Genomic DNA, 18,103 nt, shown 5'->3' on the forward strand with positions numbered 1-18,103 from the left:
CCTCCGGCGCGCACCGCCGGACGTTGCCGCCCAGTTCACGGCAGCGGACGTATCCGGGGCGTAACCGTGCACGGTTATGCCGCCGTTACCCGCGGGCGGGGACCATGGACGGGTGAGAGTGCTGGTGGTCGAGGACGAGAACGTGCTGGCGGACGCCATCGCCGAGTGGCTGCGCCGCGAGTCGTTCGCGGTCGACGTGGCGTACGACGGGGACGCCGCGCTGGAGCGGCTCGGCGTCAACGAGTACGCCGTGGTGGTCCTGGACCGGGACCTGCCGGTGGTGCACGGCGACGACGTGTGCCGGGCGATCGTGGACGCGGGCGGGGAGACCCGGGTGTTGATGCTGACCGCTGCCGCTGCGGTACGGGAGCGCGTGGCGGGCCTGGCGATCGGCGCGGACGACTACCTCACCAAGCCGTTCGCCCTGGTGGAGTTGTCGGCGCGGGTGCACGCGTTGACCCGGCGCGCCCGGCCGGCCGCACCGCCGACGTTGCGCCGGGCCGGGATCCAGCTCGACCCGGCCCGGCACGAGGTACGCCGCGACGACCGGCACGTCGCGCTGTCCCGCAAGGAGTTCGCGGTGCTGGCCGAGTTGCTGCGCGCCGACGGCGCGGTGGTCTCCGCCGAGGACCTGCTGGAACGCGCGTGGGACGAGCACATCGACCCGTTCACCAACGTGGTCCGGGTGACCATGGTGAAGCTGCGCCGCAAGCTCGGCGACCCACCGGTGATCGAGACGGTGCCGGGCGCGGGGTACCGGATCCGATGAAACGGCTGACGATCCGGGGCCGCCTCACCCTCATCTACGGTGGGCTCTTCCTGCTGGCCGGCGTGGTCCTACTCGCCGTCACGTACGTGCTGGTCGACCAACGGATGGCCCAGCCGTTCGGGGTGAGCCTGCGGGACCTGCCCAAGGCCAGCCCTGTCACGCCCAGCGGGCAGAACGTCGACACCCTGCGCGCCTTGATACAGGAGGTGCAGGACGAGGCGAAGCGCAACGCGCTGGAGTCACTGCTCACCCAGGGCGGGATCGCGCTGATCGTGGTGTCGGCGGCGGCGATCGCGTTCGGCTGGTTGGTCGCTGGTCGGGCGTTGCAGCCGCTACAGCAGATCACCGGCACCGCCCGGCGGATCGCCGGGGCGGACACCGCCGGTCGCGGGCTGCACGAGCGGATCGCGCTCGCCGGTCCCCGCGACGAGGTACGCGAACTCGCCGACACCTTCGACGAGATGCTGGAACGGTTGGACCGTTCCTTCGACGGGCAGCGCCGGTTCGTGGCGAACGCCTCGCACGAGCTGCGTACGCCGTTGGCGTTGAACCGCGCGCTGGTGGAGTTGGCGGTGACCCGGCCGGACGCGCCGGAGGAGACCCGGCGGTTGGGCGAGTCGCTGCTGGCGGTCAACGAGCGGCACGAACGGCTCATCGACGGGTTGCTGACCCTCGCCGACTCGGAGAACGAGCTGACCGAGCGTACGGCGGTCGACCTGGCGGAGGTCTGCGCGCACGTCATCGACCAGGCCGGCAAGCAGGCGCCCGACCTGCCCGTACACCGGTCGCTCGCGCCGGCCCCGACGAACGGCGACCCGGTGCTGTTGGAGCGGCTGACGTTCAACCTGGTGGAGAACGCGTTGCGGCACAACCTGGCCGCCGACGGATGGGTCGAGGTGCGCACCGCCGTGGTCGACGGGCGGCCCACCCTCACGGTGACCAACACCGGCCCGCTGATCGCCGGCTACGACGTCGAGACGATGTTCCAGCCGTTCCGTCGGCTGTCCCGCGAGCGGGTGGCCGGTACGCGCGGTTTCGGGTTGGGTCTGTCGATCGTCCGCGCGGTGGCCCGGGCCCACGGCGGCACCGCCGAGGCGCACCCCCGCCCGGGCGGTGGCCTGGTCGTCACGGTCACCCTGCCGGCGGCCTGAGCCGCAGCCGCAGAAGGGGCAGCCTCAGCGGAAGAAGGCGCGCAGCACGGCGGCGGTCTCGGCTTCCAGCACACCGCCGTACACCTCGGGACGGTGGTTGAGCCGGCGGTCGCGCAGCACGTCCCAGAGCGAGCCGGCCGCACCGGTCTTGGGCTCCCACGCGCCGAAGACGACGGTGGAGACCCGGGCCAGCACCAGCGCTCCCGCGCACATGGTGCACGGCTCCAGCGTCACCACGAGCGTGCAGCCGTCCAGCCGCCACTCGCCGGTCCGTTCGGCGCCCCGACGCAGGGCCAGCACCTCGGCGTGGGCGGTGGGGTCGCCGGTCAGTTCCCGCTCGTTGCGCCCGATCGCCAACTCGCCGCCGTCCGGTCCGTAGAGCACCGCGCCCACGGGGATGTCGTCGACGCCACCGCCGGGAACAGCCGGGTCGGTGACGGCCACCTCCAGGGCTCGGCGCATCCACAGCTCGTGCCGCTGCCGTCGCCCGACCCCACCGGGGTCGGCCAGGCCCTCGTGTGCGCCCGGTCCGGCTCGGCCCACCGCGCCGGGCGTCGGCTGACCCGGCCGGATCAACTCCAGTGCGGGGTCGGTGGCGTCGGCCGGCTCAGACCTCACGCAACTCCTCGACCTCGTCGGCGCAGCCGAGCACCTCGCAGATCTCGGCGGTGACGTCCGCCGGCAACATCCCCTCGTGGCCGCAGAGCGTCAGCAGCTTCTGCGCGGAGATGCCCAGGTTGGCGAGCAGATCGGCGTCGCCCACCGGATCGGCCTCCGGGTCGACGGCGGGCTGCTCGCTCTCCTCGTCGCCGCTGGCAGCGGGGCGCGGCTCGTCGTCGCCGTCGAGCCCGGTCACCGACGTCTTCAGGTCACCGACCAGCAGTTGACCCAGCTGGGACTCCTCGGCGTACGCCGAGTCCGAGCCGAAGACCCGCAGGTCCTCGCCCTCGTCGAGACGCAGGATCACCAGGTACGCGTCGTCGGCCTCGACGAAGAGCAGCGAGGTGTCGGCTTCCTGGTCGACGTCGCGCAGCCGGTCGGCGACCTCGTCGACGTCGGCGACACCCCGCAGGTTGACCTCGGCGGCGGTCCAGCCACTGTCATCACGCACCACGGCCGCAGCGAAGTACGACACGGTTCCCCCAAAAGCCCTCGGCACAGCGCCGACTCGTCAAGGGTGCACGTTAGCCGGTCGGGTCGGCAGGCGACCGGTCAACGCCCCGAGACGCCGGCCAAACCTGACAAAGTCGGGATCAGCCAGCTACCCGACGGCGGGTGGCGATGAGTTGGCGTAGACGCTCGGTGCGCTGTCGCTGCGGCCGGCTGCGTTGGCGTACCGCCCGTGCGCCCGCCAACTCGGCGAGCAACTGGAGGCGGCGGCGGTTGCGATCCGGGTCCTGCCGCGGGGTGGTCCAGGCCATAGTGCCGAGAGTGCCGAGTCTCGTCGGCCACGTCAAGACGGCGTTCGCTACGCAGCCGACCGGGCACGCGGCGCAGTCGTCCACGCCGTGATCCGGGCCGGTTTGGTCTCGCTCACCACAGCGGCCAGTCACCGCTGGTGGCCCAGCGCACGGCCACCACGGCGGCGGCGATGCTCCAGCCGCCGGCGGTCACGATGGCCACTCCGGTGGCCACTCCACGATCGCCGTAGCGCACCAGCACCAGGGCGGTCGCCCAGGCGAGCAGCCCGGCCACCACCGTCCACCACGCATAACTGATCACGTCGGTGCCGAGGAGCCCGAACAGCAGCAGCCAGGCGGCGGCCGCACCGCCGCCGGAGGCGACACCACCGCCGGTCACCGGGTGCGGTTCGCGGTAGGTCGGCCTGGTCGGTGGTCCGGCCGGAAAGAGCCCCGACGGGGTACGCGACACCGGCCGCGTCACACCCGGGTTCGGGTCGGGTTGGGCGATGCTCACCGGCTGCCCTCCCTCACGCGCGTCGCTCGTCCCCACGGTACCGGTCTGTCAGGATGACCGAATGCCCTCGCCGACGATCGGTCGCCGCGTGCGTCCGGCGTACCCGATCCTGTTGCTGCTCGCCCCGATGCTGGCCGCCGGCTGCGCGACGACCCGGCCCGGGGTGCCGCCGGACGGCGTCGCCGCGCCGTCGTCGTCGGCGGTCTGGGCGACCGGTGAGCAGCCGGGGGCCCCGACGGTCGCGCCGACCACGACCCGCCCGGCCAGCCCGACGCCGTCGTCGGCCAAGCCGTCGCCGAGCGCGCCCCGCGCCGGGGTCCGGCATGTCTTTCCGGTACGCGCCGACAACGTGGACTACCACCCGACGCACGGGGCGTACCCCGCGACGGACCTCTTCGCGAACTGCGGTGAGCCGTTCGTGGCGGTGACCGATGGCAAGGTGCTGGAGGTGAGTCGCGTCGACAGGTACTCCAAGAGCGGGCCGCAGGGCCCGGACAACGGCGGGCTGTCGGTGTCGCTGCTCGGTGACGACGGGGTGCGCTACTACGGCTCGCACCTGAGCGTCGTCTCGTCCGGCGTCGAGGCGGGGGTCCGGGTGCGTGCCGGGCAGCAGCTCGGCAAGGTGGGTCGGACCGGCAACGCGAACAACGTCTGTCACGTGCACTTCGGAATCTCGCCGCCGTGCACGGGTAAGGACGGGTGGTGGATCCGGCGCGGGGTGCTCTGGCCGGCGCGCTATCTGGACTCGTGGCGGCGCGGCGGCAATCGCGAACCGGCCGCCGAGGTGACCGCGTGGCAGCGTCGACACGGCTGCCCGAAGGCTCCCTGACATGGCCGCCCGGGATCCCATCGCCGACCTGCGCCGGATCGCGTTCCTGTTGGAGCGGGCGAACGAGGCCACCTACCGGGTGCGGGCGTTCCGTTCGGCGGCCACGGCGCTGGCCGGCCTGCCGGCGGGCGAGGTGGCCGAACGGGCCGGCAACGGCACCCTCACCGAGCTGGCCGGCGTCGGCGACGTGACGGCTCGCTGCGTGGCGGAGTCCCTGGCCGGTGAGGAGCCGGTCTATCTGCGCCGGCTGGTGGCGACCGAGGGCAGCGACCTGGATGCCGAGGCCACGGCGCTGCGCGCCGCCCTGAGGGGCGACTGCCACACCCACTCGGACTGGTCCGACGGCGGCTCACCCATCGAGGAGATGGCGCTGGCCGCGGTCGAGTTGGGTCACGAGTACCTGGTGTTGACCGACCACTCGCCGCGACTGACCGTGGCCCGGGGGCTGACCGCGGCGCGGCTGCGCCGTCAGCTCGACCACGTGGCGCAGCTCAACGCGGCGCTGCCGGAGGGTTTCCGGATCCTCACCGGCATCGAGGTGGACATCCTCGCCGACGGGTCGCTCGACCAGGACGAGGAGTTGCTGGCCCGACTCGACGTGGTTGTCGGCTCGGTGCACAGCGGCCTGAAGGACGAGCGGTCGAAGATGACCCGGCGCATGGTGCGGGCGGTCGCCAACCCGAACCTGGACATCCTCGGCCACGTCACCGGCCGGATGGTGTCGTCCCGGCCACCGGGGGTGACCGGCCCGGGTGACAAGGGGCACCGGGCCCGGACCCGCCCGGAGAGCGACTTCGACGCGGACGCCGTCTTCGCCGCCTGCGCGGAGCACGACACCGCCGTCGAGATCAACTCCCGGCCGGAGCGGCAGGACCCGCCGAAGCGGCTGATCCGTCGCGCCCTGGAAGCGGGCTGTCGCTTCGCGATCGACACGGACGCGCACGCGCCCGGCCAGCTCGACTGGCAGCGGTTCGGCTGCGAGCGGGCCGCGCGTTGCGGCGTCCCGGCCGACCGGGTGATCAACACCTGGTCGGCCGAGCAGCTGGTCGAGTGGACTCGGGACCGGACCTGACCGGTGGCCCGGTCCCGCACCCTGCGACCGGGTCCGAGCGGTGGCCCGGCGCGGGTCAACGCCGGACGGGCTCGGCGGCGGGCGCCGCGGGCGCACCCACGCCGACGACCGGTCGGGGCCTCCGACGGCCGAACACGCCCTGCGCCACCGCGACGCCCAGCAGCACGATGAGCGCGCCGACCGGCTGGTGCCAGTTGAGCCGCTCGTCGAGCACCACGGCGCCGATCAGCACCGCGAAGATCGGAACCAGGTACGTGACGGTGGACGCGGTGCTCGCGCCGGCCAGCCGGATGTTGCGCATGTTGATGACGAAGGCGAGCCCGGTGCCGAGCGCGCCGAGGGCCAGGACGCTCGCCACGACCTTCGCCGACAGCTCGGTGGGCAGCGGCGGCGGGCCCGCGACGAACGGGGTGACGATGGCGAGCTGCACGGCGGCGAGCAGCAGCTGCGCCGTGGACAGGGACAGCCCGGAGTGCGTGCTGCCGGCGACGAACCGCTTCTGGTACGGGATGGCGACGCCGTAGCAGGCGGCCGCGCCGAAGCACATCAGCTGCCCGACGAAGTGCGCCCCGCCGATGCCCTCCCAGACCCCGAGCACGACGAGTACGCCGACGAAGCCCAGCCCGAGGCCGATCGCCCGGCGTACGGTCAACCGCTCGGTCCGGAACACCAGCACCGCGAGCGGCAGCACGATCAACGGCGTCGTCGCGTTCCAGATGCCGGCGAGCATCGACTCGACACGTTGCTCGCCGTAACCGAAGAGGGTGAACGGCACGGCCACGCCGAACGCGGCGATGACGGCCAGGTGCGCCCACACCCGGGGCTCGCGGGGTAGCCGGTCGCGGAGCACCGCGAGGACGACCAGCAGGGTCAGCGCGCCGGCGCCGACGCGGTAGAGGGTCAGCTGTAGTGGGTGCAGCTCGGCCACGCCGACCTTGATGAACAGGAAGCTGGAGCCCCAGATCGCGGCGAGGGCGAAGAAGCCCGGCAACCAGGTGCGCAGCGGGGCCCTGTCAGGAGCGATGTCGGTGTTCACCCCTGACACTCTGCCGTAGGGGTACGACGAAGTCGTCCGACTTTCCGCTGCTTGGACACGACAATTGACATCGACATCCGGGCCGGGTGGTCACGTAGTGTCGCAGCGTGGGACGAATTGATGAAATCGCCAACCGCTACGTGGACAAGTGGGCGCAGTTGAGCCCGACCGGCGCGACCTACGTCGGCATCGCCGGCTACGACAACAAGCTCGACGACCTCTCACCGGACGGATACCGGGCGCGCGCCGACCTGACCCGCGAGGCGCTCACCGAGCTGGAGACGTCCGAGCCGGACACCGAGGCGGAGCGCACCGCCAAGGAAGCCATGCAGGAGAGACTCGGTCTGGATGTGGCCCGTTACGAGGCCGGCGAGACGACGAGCGAAGTCAGCGTGATCACCAGCGGTCTGCACGAGATCCGCATGGTGTTCGACCTGATGCCGATGGCGACGGCCGACGAGCAGGCCAACATCGCCACCCGGCTCAACGGCCTCGCCGGGGCGCTGGAGGGCTACAAGACCACGCTCCGTGAGGCGCTCGCCAACGGGCAGGTCAGCTCGAAGGTGCAGCTCGTCGAGGTGGCCAAGCAGTGCGACATCTGGACCGACCCGGCCGGGGACAACTTCTACCACGCTCTGGTCGAGCGGCTGGGCGCGGACGGCACGCTCGGTGCCGAGCTGCGCAGGGGTGCGGCGGCGGCCACCGCGGCGACCGCCGAGTTCGGCCAGTTCCTGCGGGCCGAACTGGCTCCGCACGGGCGCGACAAGCAGGCCGCCGGCCGGGAGCGCTACGAGCTCGCCTCGCAGTACTTCCTCGGCGCGAAGATCGACCTGGACGAGACGTACGCCTGGGGTTTCGCGGAGCTGGCCCGCCTGGAGGCGGAGATGCGGGTCGTGGCCGGGCGTATCGCGGGTTCGGGCGCGACGGTCGACGAGGCCGTGGCGCGGCTCGACGCCGACCCGGCGCGCACGATCCAGGGCAAGGAGGCGTTCCGCGACTGGATGCAGGCGCTCGCTGACAAGGCCATCGCCGAGTTGCATGGCACCCACTTCGACATCCCGGAGCAGGTTCGCCGGATCGAGTGCTGCCTCGCGCCCACCAGCGACGGGGCCATCTACTACACCGGACCGAGCGAGGACTTCTCGCGCCCGGGTCGGATGTGGTGGGCGGTGCCGCAGGGCATCACCGACTTCTCCACCTGGCGTGAGGTGACGACGGTCTACCACGAGGGCGTGCCGGGGCATCACCTTCAGGTGGCCCAGACCGCCGTCCGGGCCGACCTGCTCAACCGCTGGCAGCGGCTGCTCTGCTGGGTCTCGGGGCACGGTGAGGGCTGGGCGCTCTACGCCGAGCGGCTGATGGACGAGCTGGGCTACCTCCAGGACCCGGGCGACAAGCTGGGCATGCTCGACGGCCAGGCGATGCGCGCCGCGCGGGTGATCGTCGACATCGGCATGCACCTGGAGCTGGAGATCCCGAGGGACAACCCGTTCGGCTTCCACCCGGGCGAGCGGTGGACGCCCGAGCTGGGTTGGGAGTTCATGCGGGCGCACTGCCGGGTGCCGGACGAGAACCTGCGCTTCGAGCTGAACCGCTACCTGGGCTGGCCGGGCCAGGCGCCGTCGTACAAGGTGGGTGAGCGGATCTGGTTGCAGGCTCGCGAGGACGCGATGGCTCGTAAGGGCGCCGACTTCGACCTGCGGGAGTTCCACCGGCAGGCGTTGGATCTGGGCGCGCTGGGCCTCGACCCGCTGCGCAAGGCGCTGGCCCGACTCTGACCGGAACAGGTCGGGGCGCTATTCGGCCCGTGGGACGGCGTCCGGGTCCGGACGTCGTCCCACGGGCGATCACTGCAGCGACTGCGTGAGGCTGGGGCGGCCCGTCAACGTGTCACAGGAGATGAAGGCCAGGTCGATCTGCGGGTCGGTGAAGGTGAGCGGCAGCGGCGAGGTGACCGGGATGCCGTCGGGGAAGGGCAGGTCCGGAGTCAGGGTGACCTTGATGCCCAGGAACCGGCCGACGAACCGGGTCGCGTAGAAGGTCACGTCACCGTCGATCGTCAGCTGGTCGGTCTCGGTCAGCAGCGAGCCGCCCGACGGCCCCGCCACCAGCAACGCGAAGTCGCTGGTCACCGCCCTGCTCATGGTGAACTTCAGCGCCCGCATCTCGCCCTTGGCGGTGCGCAACGGCTCAACCCCGCGAAACCGCAGGTTCGTCATCTCCACCTTGGAGCCGGTGAGTTTCGCCGGGGTGGCGGCGACCTTGGGCATGTCCGGGTCCGCCGCCAGTTTCGGCAGTGGCTTGCCGGGCTCGACGGGCGCCGACTTGGTCGGCTTCGGGCTGGCACACGGAGCGTCGGGGGCGCGGGTGGGGGTCGCCGTCCGGGTGGAGTCGGGTGTGGCGCTACGCGTGGGGTCGGCGCTCGGGGTGGCCGACGCGGCGCCGCTGGTGGGCTCGACCGTGGCGGCGGCCCGGTCCGAGGAATCCGTCTTGTCGTCGTCGCCGCCGGTGAACAGGTCACCGATCCCGTCGACGATGCTGCTGATCAGATTTCCGTCCGACTTCTCCGTCGTGGCGCTGGGGCTCGGACTCGGGCTCGCGCTGGGCGGGGAGGTGGGCGGCGTGGTGGGCCGGGCCGACGATGTCGGGGTTGGGCAGGAGGGGGCGGCCGCTCGCACCGGCGACGCCCCGTCGACCGTCGTCAGACCGGCACTGGCGAGGCTCATCAGCAGCAACGTCACCACGTACGTCTTCGGGTCGTGGGCCATCGTCGACCGGGTCTGCGACGTTCCCGGCTCCCCGACGGGCGGTAACTCGGCGGTGTCGCGCGCGTCCGTCTGCTGGTTCGGCGCCGGCTCGCGCAGCACTCCGCGCGGCTGCGGGAGGATGTCGGTGAGCGGCCCGGTGACCTCGTCCTGGACTTCCCGCGCCGGCAGTAGCTCGTCGACGAGCGGCGCTTCGTCGGCCGCGTCGCCCTCCTCGGCCTGCTCGTCGTCCGGCTCCCCGGCGGCAGGGGGCGCCGCCGCGGGCTTCTTGACGGGCACCCAGGCGAAGCCGAGCGCGCTACCGACCATGCCCAGCAACATGCCGATGAAGAACCCGCCGAGGTTGACTCCGATCAGCGAGTAGACCGCGGTCACCGCGCCGACGATGGCGTAGAAGATCCGCTGCGCGGGGCTGAGCCACATCAACAGGCCGCAGGTGACCAGGATGGTGGGGATCAACCAGGACAGGAAACCGGTCGGTCCCATCTGCAGGGTCAGTCCGGCCAGGCTGACCTTGGTGGTGCCGAGGATCTCCACTCCGGCCAGGATGGTGAAGAGGCCGCCCCAGAATGGCCGGGACCGCCGCCAGCGGCGGAAATCGCGCCAGGCCCGACCGACACGGCCGGGCTGTGCGCGATGAGTGGCGGTCGACACGTACGTCCTCCTGGGGTGAAAGGGGTGGGCAGGACCGAGGCTCGCGAGGGGCGCCCCTCGCGAGCCTCGGTGGCGTCAGCTCAGAAGCATTCCTTCGCCTCAGCGCCGACGTTGACCTTCAACTTCAGGCCGGTGAGCGTGAAGGTGCCGGCGGTGGTGTAGCGGGCAACCTGCTCGAGGTCCTTGATGTTCACGTGGGTGGCGTCCTGACCGAACGAGCCGGCCGGAGCGGGTCCGAGGTCACTGGCATCCTTACCGATGTTGATGTCGGTGAACTCGGCGTCACCGTCCAGCGACTCCATCGCGATCAGCAGGTTCTTGGCCACCGCCTCCTTGCCGGGGGCGTCACCGGCGTTGATGGTCAGCACGATCTTGGGCAGACCGGGCACGGACGCGTCAACGGACTGGCACAGCTTGGTCAGGTGAGCCTCGCCGATCTCCGACATCGCCACCGGGACGATCTTGCCGTCCTTGGTGGTCACCACACCGCCGTACTGCTTGAAGCCCTTCCCGTCGAGCTCAGAGGCGGAGATCTTGAACGGCTTGCCGGCGACGGTGATGTTGGCGGCGATGGCGCCGTTGGCCATACCGAAGACGATGCCGCCGGCGGCGACCGCAGCGGGAACCATCATGGCGGCGAAGCGACGCCAGCGGGTGCCGCCGTGGGCCTGACGGGTTTCCGAATCCTTCACGGGTCCTCCTCGAACCGGGGGTCACCGATCGCCACAGCGACTCGGGACTGGGGAAAGCGCGTGGCCGCTGCGGCCCGCTCCCGGGGGATGGTCGGCGGATCGCGCAGGGTGCGGATTGGATGCTCTCGCGAAGCGACGTACCTCACAAGGGCCCTGCTACTGGCCGGTAACCCACGCTCGCCACCACGATCCCCGGCCGTCACCGTGAGTCAGGTGAGCGTTGACTCGCTCCCCCTACAAACCATCGAAATTGGGGCGAGTGATTCCAGAATCTTCACCAGCAGTAGTTGCTGCACAGCATTGTTACATTTACGTAACGCCGGGCTGAAAAGCCGCTGAAGGTGATGTTGGGTTCATCCATACGGCTGAGCTGTCTCAGCGCGTTCCGGCCAGCCAGTCGTTCAGCAGCCGGTGATCTATCGAGTCCACCCGGCCGAGCCGGCGACCTGCCGCAACCCGCGCCCGCAACTCGTCCCGGGTGAACCAGCGCGCCTCCAGCAACTCCTCGCCGTCCACGCGTACCTCTTCGGACGTCGCCGTGGCCCGGAAACCCACCATCAACCCGGCGGGGAACGGCCACGCCTGCGACCCCTGGTACCTCACGTCGGCAACGGTGATCCCGGCCTCCTCGGCCATCTCCCGGCGGACCGCGTCCTCCAGGCTCTCGCCCACCTCCACGAAGCCCGCAAGCGTCGAGTAGGAGTCCTCGGCCGCACCCGCGTGCCGGGCCAGCAGGCAACGCCCGGCCGAGCCGGGCGCCTCGACCAGCACGATGATCGCCGGTTCGATGCGGGGGAACAGCAACCGCCCACACTCCGCGCCGGAACAGGTCCGCACGTGGCCACCGCCACCGGCGACGGCCACCGCGCCGCACGCGCCGCAGTGCCGCTGCTGCCGGTGCCAGTGCAGCAACCCCCGCGCGTACGCCTGGGTCGCCGCGCCCGCCGGGTCGAGTCGCCCGACCAGCGCCCGTACGTCGACGGCCCGCGCCGCCCCCGCCATCTCGACCGCAGCGGTCTCAGCGAGCGCGGACAGGTCCACGGCGAACACCGCGACGTTCCCGTCGAGGCCCAGGAACACGGTCTCCGCGGCGGCCGACCGGACGAGCGACGCGCGGTCGGCCGTCAGCCGGACCGGACCGTCTCCATCGACGAGACAACGGTCCCGCCACAGGGGTAACACCACCGTCGCCGGGTCGGCGAGCAACGCGTCCAGCCGGGCCTGGTCGGTCCGTAACGCGCCGGCCCGGTCCAACCAACCGCCGCCGTACGCCAACACCCGCTCCGCAGCGTCCACCACGCCACCGTCCCACGCCCGTCCCCCGGCGCGGGCACCGCCCCCACGCCCCCGCGACACACCGGACGACACGCGGTGACAGCACCGGACGGGCACAGCCCACGTGGACGGTCGGGCATTGGTTACCGTGGTGTCCTCCGGGAGGGGGAACCTCCCGCGGCACCTGGCGATCGAGGTTGCAGTGACGCTGTACGGCGACAAACATCCACCCGTCGACGACCGGCCCACCGTGCAGGTTACGGCGGTCACCTGGCCGGACGACGAGCCGGACGTCGCCACACCAGCAGCGGCAACGGCCACGGCCTCGGGCGAGCCGGACAACGGCGGCCGCCGTCCACGCCGCGTACGGATGCTGCTCGGCGCGGGCATCACCGGCGGCGTCCTCGCCGCCGTCGCGGGTGCCGGCGCCTGGGCGTACGCCGGTGACGTGCCCCGGGGCACCAGCGTGCTCGGCACCGAGCTGGGCGGTCGGAGCCGCGACGCGGCCGACCGGGAGTTGCGGGCAGAGCTGGAACGGCGGGCCGCAGCCCTCGCCGCGCCCCTGCGGATCACGGTGGGCGAGCGCACCGCCGAGATCAATCCGGCCGACGTGGGACTGGCGGTCGACGTGGCGGCCACGGTTGCGGCAGCGGCCGAAGCCCAAGCGCACCCGGTCAGTCGGCTGGTCGGTTCCCGTACCGTCGAACCGGTCGTCACCGTCGACGCGGCCCGCCTGGACGCGGCCCTGCGCGCGGCGCTCGGCGGCCAGATCCGCCCCATGACGATGCCGGCCATCTCCTATCAGGGCACCACACCCAAGGTCGTACGCCCCAAGCCCGGCCTCGCCTTCGACCAGCAGCGCTCGGTCGACGCCGTCCGGGTCGGCTGGCTGGCCGGCACGCCGGTCACCGTGCCCCTGGTGGAGAGCCAGCCGGCGACCACCACCGAGGAGGTGGACCGGCTGGTAGCCGAACTCGCCAAACCGGCCGTGGCCGCGCCGGTCACCCTGCGCACCGACCGGGGTTCGGTGCAGGTGCCACCGGCGGTCATCGCGAGGAGCCTGCGGTTCACCGCCGACAAGGCCGGCAAGCTCACTCCGGCGGTGGACGTCAAACGACTGCGGGCAGCCCTCGGCGACAAGCTGAACGCGATAGAGGTGCCGCCGAAGGACGCCACGATGACCATCGCCGGCGGCCGTCCCACGGTCACCGACGGGCGTGCCGGGCAGCAGCTCGATGCCGCTGCGCTGAACCGTGACCTGTTGGCGGTGCTGCCGAAGTCCGACGGGCGCGAGGTGACCGGAGAGCTGAAGGAGACGCCGCCGGAGCTGACGACGGAGAAGCTGGGGGGTCTGGGCATCAAGGAACGGGTGTCCACCTTCACCACCCGCTTCACCGGCGGGATGGCGTCGCCGCGCAGCCAGAACATCGCCACCATCGCCAGGAAGGTGGACGGCACGGTCGTGCTGCCGGGCAAGACGTTCTCCCTCAACGGGCACACCGGCGAGCGGGGTTACGCGCAGGGCTACCAGGACGCGCCGGTCATCCTGGACGGCAAGCTGGTGCCCGGTGTCGGGGGTGGCACGTCGCAGTTCACGACGACCCTGTTCAACGCCGCCTACTACGCCGGCCTCCAGGACGTGGAGCACAAACCCCACTCGTACTGGTTCGACAGGTACCCGGCCGTCATCGAGTCGACCATCTTCTGGCCGAACCTGGACATGAAGTTCCGCAACAACACCGAGTACGGCCTGCTCATCGACACGTCGTACACGTCGAGCTCGGTGACCGTCTCCATCTGGAGCACGAAGATCTACGACAGCGTCGAGACGGAGTACGGCCCACGCCGCAACATCACCACGCCGAAGCTGATCCACCTCGAGCCCGGCCCGAAGTGCATTCCCAGCAACGGCATCAACGGTTTCACCCAGGACGCCTTCCGGGTCATCAAGAAGGGCGGCGTGGTGGTCAAGCGGGAGAAGTTCAGCTGGCGCTACGACGCCGAGCCGCGCTACGTCTGCGGCCCGAAGCCCTCCTGAGCCCGCCCGTCGGTGTCGTCGGCAGACGGTCTCGGCGTCATCCGCTGCTCCTGTACGCGGACCTCGGCGCGGTAGCGCGTCGCGGCCGGATGCCACATCTCCTCGAACGGCCCCATGACCTCGCCACCCACACCGCGGCGACGACCACGCACGCCGAGCCACCACAGCGCGGCCAACACGGCAGCCACGCAACAGCCAAAGACGAGAAGAATCAGCAGGTCCCCCACGGGCCCGACCCTAAGCCCCGACCTCGCCCCGCCTCCACCCACCCGCACGACCCGCCGCGCCTCGCCGCCTCTCCGCCTCGCCGCCTCGCCGCCTCGCCGCGGTGATCATGAAGTTATTGCCACCGCCATCGGCGTGTCACGGCAATAACTTCATGATCACCGCGCAGATCACGCAGTGCGAGGCGCGCGGACCCGGGCATGGGACCGGCGGGGGCCGAAGGGCCCGCGGGGTTCGGGCCGGAATGCAGAAAAGGCCACCCCCATCGGGGGTGGCCTTAACTGGAAGATTGTCCGGCGGTGTCCTACTCTCCCACACCCTCACGAGTGCAGTACCATCGGCGCTGGAGGGCTTAGCTTCCGGGTTCGGAATGTAACCGGGCGTTTCCCCTCCGCCATGACCGCCGTAACTCTATGAACATATCAACCAACCCGGCACAACACTCACGGGTGGGTGTTTGTTCAGAGTTGCACAGTGGACGCGTAGCAGCTTAGTAGTCAAGTCCTCGGCCTATTAGTACCGGTCAACTGAACCCGTTACCGGGCTTACATTTCCGGCCTATCAACCCAGTCGTCTAGCTGGGGGCCTTACCCCACAAAGTGGGTGGGATACCTCATCTTGAAGCAGGCTTCCCGCTTAGATGCTTTCAGCGGTTATCCCTTCCGAACGTAGCTAACCAGCCGTGCCCCTGGCGGGACAACTGGCACACCAGAGGTTCGTCCGTCCCGGTCCTCTCGTACTAGGGACAGCCCTTCTCAAGTATCCTACGCGCACGGCGGATAGGGACCGAACTGTCTCACGACGTTCTAAACCCAGCTCGCGTACCGCTTTAATGGGCGAACAGCCCAACCCTTGGGACCTGCTACAGCCCCAGGATGCGACGAGCCGACATCGAGGTGCCAAACCATCCCGTCGATATGGACTCTTGGGGAAGATCAGCCTGTTATCCCCGGGGTACCTTTTATCCGTTGAGCGACACCGCTTCCACTCGCAAGTGCCGGATCACTAGTCCCGACTTTCGTCCCTGCTCGACCTGTCAGTCTCACAGTCAAGCTCCCTTGTGTACTTGCACTCAACACCTGATTGCCAACCAGGCTGAGGGAACCTTTGGGCGCCTCCGTTACCCTTTAGGAGGCAACCGCCCCAGTTAAACTACCCACCAGACACTGTCCCTGAACCGGATAACGGTCCGAAGTTAGATACCCAAATCAACCAGAGTGGTATTTCAAGATTGCCTCCACCCATACTGGCGTATGAGCTTCACCGGCTCCCACCTATCCTACACAAGCTAACTCAAGTACCAATGTCAAGCTATAGTAAAGGTCCCGGGGTCTTTCCGTCCTGCCGCGCGTAACGAGCATCTTTACTCGTACTGCAATTTCGCCGGGCCTGTGGTTGAGACAGTGGGGAAGTCGTTACGCCATTCGTGCAGGTCGGAACTTACCCGACAAGGAATTTCGCTACCTTAGGATGGTTATAGTTACCACCGCCGTTTACTGGCGCTTAAGTTCTCCGCTTCGCCCCGAAGAGCTAACAGGTCCCCTTAACGTTCCAGCACCGGGCAGGCGTCAGTCCATATACATCGAATTACTTCTTCGCATGGACCTGTGTTTTTAGTAAACAGTCGCTTCCCCCTGCTCTCTGCGGCCATACAACGCTCCACCCGCGCGGGGCTTCACGTCTCCGGCCCCCCTTCTCCCTAAGTTACGGGGGCAATTTGCCGAGTTCCTTAACCACAGTTCGCCCGATCGCCTCGGTATTCTCTACCTGACCACCTGTGTCGGTTTGGGGTACGGGCCGCTAAGAACTCGCTAGAGGCTTTTCTCGGCAGCATAGGATCACTGACTTCACCTGAATCGGCTCGGCATCACGTCTCAGCCCTCATGCGTCGCGGATTTGCCTACGACACGGCCTACACGCTTACCCCGGCACAACCACCGGCCGGGCTCAGCTACCTTCCTGCGTCACCCCATCGCTTGACTACTACCCGCCAGGTTCCCACGCTCCCCAACATCCGTCCGAAGACATCAGCCAGTTCGGGTGGTTAGCACAACGAGGTTCATCAGGGACGCTCTTTCGCGGGTACGGGAATATCAACCCGTTGTCCATCGACTACGCCTCTCGGCCTCGCCTTAGGTCCCGACTCACCCAGGGCGGATTAGCCTGGCCCTGGAACCCTTGGTCATCCGGCGGAAGGGTTTCTCACCCTTCTTTCGCTACTCATGCCTGCATTCTCACTCGTGCCGCGTCCACAACTGGGTCACCCCGCTGCTTCACCCCCGGCACGACGCTCCCCTACCCATCCACACACCTGCACGCACCATCAAGGGCACGCGGGGTAAAAATGTGAATGCCACAGCTTCGGCGGTGTGCTTGAGCCCCGCTACATTGTCGGCGCGGAACCACTTGACCAGTGAGCTATTACGCACTCTTTAAAGGGTGGCTGCTTCTAAGCCAACCTCCTGGTTGTCTATGCGACCCCACATCCTTTTCCACTTAGCACACGCTTAGGGGCCTTAGCTGGTGATCTGGGCTGTTTCCCTCTCGACTACGAAGCTTATCCCCCGCAGTCTCACTGCCGCGCTCTCACTTACCGGCATTCGGAGTTTGGCTGATTTCGGTAAGCTTGTGGGCCCCCTAGACCATCCAGTGCTCTACCTCCGGCAAGAAACACGCGACGCTGCACCTAAATGCATTTCGGGGAGAACCAGCTATCACGGAGTTTGATTGGCCTTTCACCCCTAACCACAGGTCATCCCCCAACTTTTCAACGTTGGTGGGTTCGGCCCTCCACGCGGTCTTACCCGCGCTTCAGCCTGCCCATGGCTAGATCACTCCGCTTCGGGTCTAGAGCATGCGACTAAAAACGCCCTATTCAGACTCGCTTTCGCTACGGCTCCCCCACACGGGTTAACCTCGCCACATGCCACTAACTCGCAGGCTCATTCTTCAAAAGGCACGCCGTCACCCCGCAAGGCTCCGACGGATTGTAGGCGAACGGTTTCAGGTACTATTTCACTCCCCTCCCGGGGTACTTTTCACCATTCCCTCACGGTACTCGTCCGCTATCGGTCACCAGGAAGTATTTAGGCTTACCAGGTGGTCCTGGCAGATTCACGGCAGATTTCAGGGGTCCGCCGCTACTCGGGAACACCCACAGAAGACCAGCAACTTTCACCTACCGGACTATCACCGCCTACGGTTGGCTTTTCCACACCATTCGGCTAGCCACTGGCTTTGTAACTTCTCGAGTGCGTGTCAGCACACTCAGCAGGGTCCCACAACCCCGACCACGCAACCCCTGACAGGTATCACACGCAGCCGGTTTAGCCTCAATCCGCTTTCGCTCGCCACTACTCACGGAATCACTATTTGTTTTCTCTTCCTACGGGTACTGAGATGTTTCACTTCCCCGCGTTCCCTCCACACACCCTATGTGTTCAGGTGTGGGTGACACCACATGACTGGTGCCAGGTTTCCCCATTCGGACACCCTGGGATCACAGCTCGGTTGACAGCTCCCCCAGGCCTATCGCGGCCTCCCACGTCCTTCATCGGCTCCTGGTGCCAAGGCATCCACCGTTCGCCCTTGACAACTTGACCACAAAGATGCTCGCGTCCACTGTGCAATTCTCAACAAACAACCAACCCACAACCCACAAGCCCCACACCAAACCCGGA

15 protein-coding genes and 2 rRNA genes are annotated in these 18,103 nt (G+C 68.8%); 6 read left to right on the plus strand and 11 right to left on the minus strand.

Annotation, left to right across the window (positions count from 1 at the left end; genetic code table 11):
• Positions 1-112: 112 nt before the first annotated feature.
• The gene (locus ACN269_RS18690; RefSeq protein WP_421473642.1) at positions 113-769 is read left to right on the plus strand and encodes a response regulator transcription factor; all 657 of its coding nucleotides are present in this window, start codon (positions 113-115) and stop codon (positions 767-769) included.
• Entirely contained in the window at positions 766-1,920 is a 1,155-nt protein-coding gene (locus ACN269_RS18695; RefSeq protein ID WP_421473643.1) for a sensor histidine kinase, read from the plus strand. The genes ACN269_RS18690 and ACN269_RS18695 overlap by 4 nt, the downstream gene beginning before the upstream one ends.
• 24 nt (positions 1,921-1,944) lie before the next feature.
• Here ACN269_RS18695 and ACN269_RS18700 read toward each other — a convergent pair whose 3' ends face one another.
• The 4 genes from ACN269_RS18700 to ACN269_RS18715 all read right to left on the minus strand — a co-directional run bounded on the left by ACN269_RS18700 (position 1,945) and on the right by ACN269_RS18715 (position 3,837).
• Positions 1,945-2,493, minus strand: coding sequence for a nucleoside deaminase (locus tag ACN269_RS18700; RefSeq protein ID WP_421476416.1), 549 nt, complete (start codon positions 2,491-2,493; stop codon positions 1,945-1,947).
• Positions 2,494-2,527: 34 nt separating this feature from the next.
• Positions 2,528-3,055 (minus strand): tRNA adenosine deaminase-associated protein, encoded by a 528-nt coding sequence (locus ACN269_RS18705; protein WP_421473644.1) that lies wholly within the window; start codon positions 3,053-3,055, stop codon positions 2,528-2,530.
• A 118-nt stretch (positions 3,056-3,173) separates the two neighbouring features.
• Positions 3,174-3,341, minus strand: a complete 168-nt coding sequence (locus ACN269_RS18710; protein ID WP_167626078.1) for a hypothetical protein — start codon at positions 3,339-3,341, stop codon at positions 3,174-3,176.
• A gap of 112 nt (positions 3,342-3,453) precedes the next feature.
• The gene (locus ACN269_RS18715) at positions 3,454-3,837 is read right to left on the minus strand and encodes a hypothetical protein (protein ID WP_421473645.1); all 384 of its coding nucleotides are present in this window, start codon (positions 3,835-3,837) and stop codon (positions 3,454-3,456) included.
• A gap of 61 nt (positions 3,838-3,898) precedes the next feature.
• Between ACN269_RS18715 and ACN269_RS18720 the strand changes: the two genes are divergently transcribed.
• Together ACN269_RS18720 and ACN269_RS18725 are read left to right on the plus strand one after the other, a co-directional pair.
• Complete coding sequence (locus tag ACN269_RS18720; protein ID WP_421473646.1) at positions 3,899-4,666, plus strand: M23 family metallopeptidase; 768 nt, start codon at positions 3,899-3,901, stop codon at positions 4,664-4,666.
• A 1-nt stretch (position 4,667) separates the two neighbouring features.
• A complete protein-coding gene (locus tag ACN269_RS18725) occupies positions 4,668-5,738 on the plus strand; it encodes a PHP domain-containing protein (protein ID WP_421473647.1) in 1,071 nt (356 codons plus the stop codon).
• A 55-nt stretch (positions 5,739-5,793) separates the two neighbouring features.
• Here ACN269_RS18725 and ACN269_RS18730 read toward each other — a convergent pair whose 3' ends face one another.
• Positions 5,794-6,774, minus strand: a complete 981-nt coding sequence (locus ACN269_RS18730) for a DMT family transporter (protein ID WP_421473648.1) — start codon at positions 6,772-6,774, stop codon at positions 5,794-5,796.
• 107 nt (positions 6,775-6,881) lie between these two features.
• Between ACN269_RS18730 and ACN269_RS18735 the strand changes: the two genes are divergently transcribed.
• Positions 6,882-8,552 carry a DUF885 domain-containing protein gene (locus ACN269_RS18735; RefSeq protein ID WP_421473649.1) on the plus strand — a complete coding sequence of 557 codons (1,671 nt, stop codon included), beginning with the start codon at positions 6,882-6,884 and terminating at the stop codon, positions 8,550-8,552.
• Between the two features lie 69 nt (positions 8,553-8,621).
• Here ACN269_RS18735 and ACN269_RS18740 read toward each other — a convergent pair whose 3' ends face one another.
• From ACN269_RS18740 to nudC, 3 genes are all read right to left on the minus strand, one after another.
• Positions 8,622-10,193, minus strand: coding sequence for a DUF6114 domain-containing protein (locus ACN269_RS18740; RefSeq protein WP_421473650.1), 1,572 nt, complete (start codon positions 10,191-10,193; stop codon positions 8,622-8,624).
• 80 nt (positions 10,194-10,273) lie between these two features.
• Entirely contained in the window at positions 10,274-10,825 is a 552-nt protein-coding gene (locus tag ACN269_RS18745; protein ID WP_421476418.1) for a DUF6230 family protein, read from the minus strand.
• A 435-nt stretch (positions 10,826-11,260) separates the two neighbouring features.
• A complete protein-coding gene (nudC, locus tag ACN269_RS18750) occupies positions 11,261-12,181 on the minus strand; it encodes an NAD(+) diphosphatase (RefSeq protein WP_421473651.1) in 921 nt (306 codons plus the stop codon).
• Between the two features lie 181 nt (positions 12,182-12,362).
• Between nudC and ACN269_RS18755 the strand changes: the two genes are divergently transcribed.
• Positions 12,363-14,198, plus strand: a complete 1,836-nt coding sequence (locus ACN269_RS18755) for a VanW family protein (protein WP_421473652.1) — start codon at positions 12,363-12,365, stop codon at positions 14,196-14,198.
• Here ACN269_RS18755 and ACN269_RS18760 read toward each other — a convergent pair.
• The 3 genes from ACN269_RS18760 to ACN269_RS18770 all read right to left on the minus strand — a co-directional run bounded on the left by ACN269_RS18760 (position 14,171) and on the right by ACN269_RS18770 (position 18,025).
• The gene (locus ACN269_RS18760) at positions 14,171-14,425 is read right to left on the minus strand and encodes a hypothetical protein (protein ID WP_421473653.1); all 255 of its coding nucleotides are present in this window, start codon (positions 14,423-14,425) and stop codon (positions 14,171-14,173) included. The genes ACN269_RS18755 and ACN269_RS18760 overlap by 28 nt on opposite strands.
• Positions 14,426-14,714: 289 nt before the next feature.
• Positions 14,715-14,831 (minus strand): 5S ribosomal RNA (gene rrf, locus ACN269_RS18765).
• 85 nt (positions 14,832-14,916) lie between these two features.
• A 23S ribosomal RNA gene (locus tag ACN269_RS18770) occupies positions 14,917-18,025 on the minus strand.
• Positions 18,026-18,103 lie beyond the last annotated feature (78 nt).

It is taken from the genome of Micromonospora sp. WMMD736 (genome assembly GCF_049179015.1).
GTDB lineage: Bacteria > Actinomycetota > Actinomycetes > Mycobacteriales > Micromonosporaceae > Micromonospora.

Coding starts and splice junctions, on each gene's coding strand:
- ACN269_RS18745 (WP_421476418.1), bottom strand. CDS start 10,825: ATGATGGTTCCCGCTGCGGTCGCCGCCGGCGGCATCGTCTTCGGTATG.
- ACN269_RS18710 (WP_167626078.1), bottom strand. CDS start 3,341: ATGGCCTGGACCACCCCGCGGCAGGACCCGGATCGCAACCGCCGCCGC.
- ACN269_RS18720 (WP_421473646.1), top strand. CDS start 3,899: ATGCCCTCGCCGACGATCGGTCGCCGCGTGCGTCCGGCGTACCCGATC.
- ACN269_RS18695 (WP_421473643.1), top strand. CDS start 766: ATGAAACGGCTGACGATCCGGGGCCGCCTCACCCTCATCTACGGTGGG.
- ACN269_RS18725 (WP_421473647.1), top strand. CDS start 4,668: ATGGCCGCCCGGGATCCCATCGCCGACCTGCGCCGGATCGCGTTCCTG.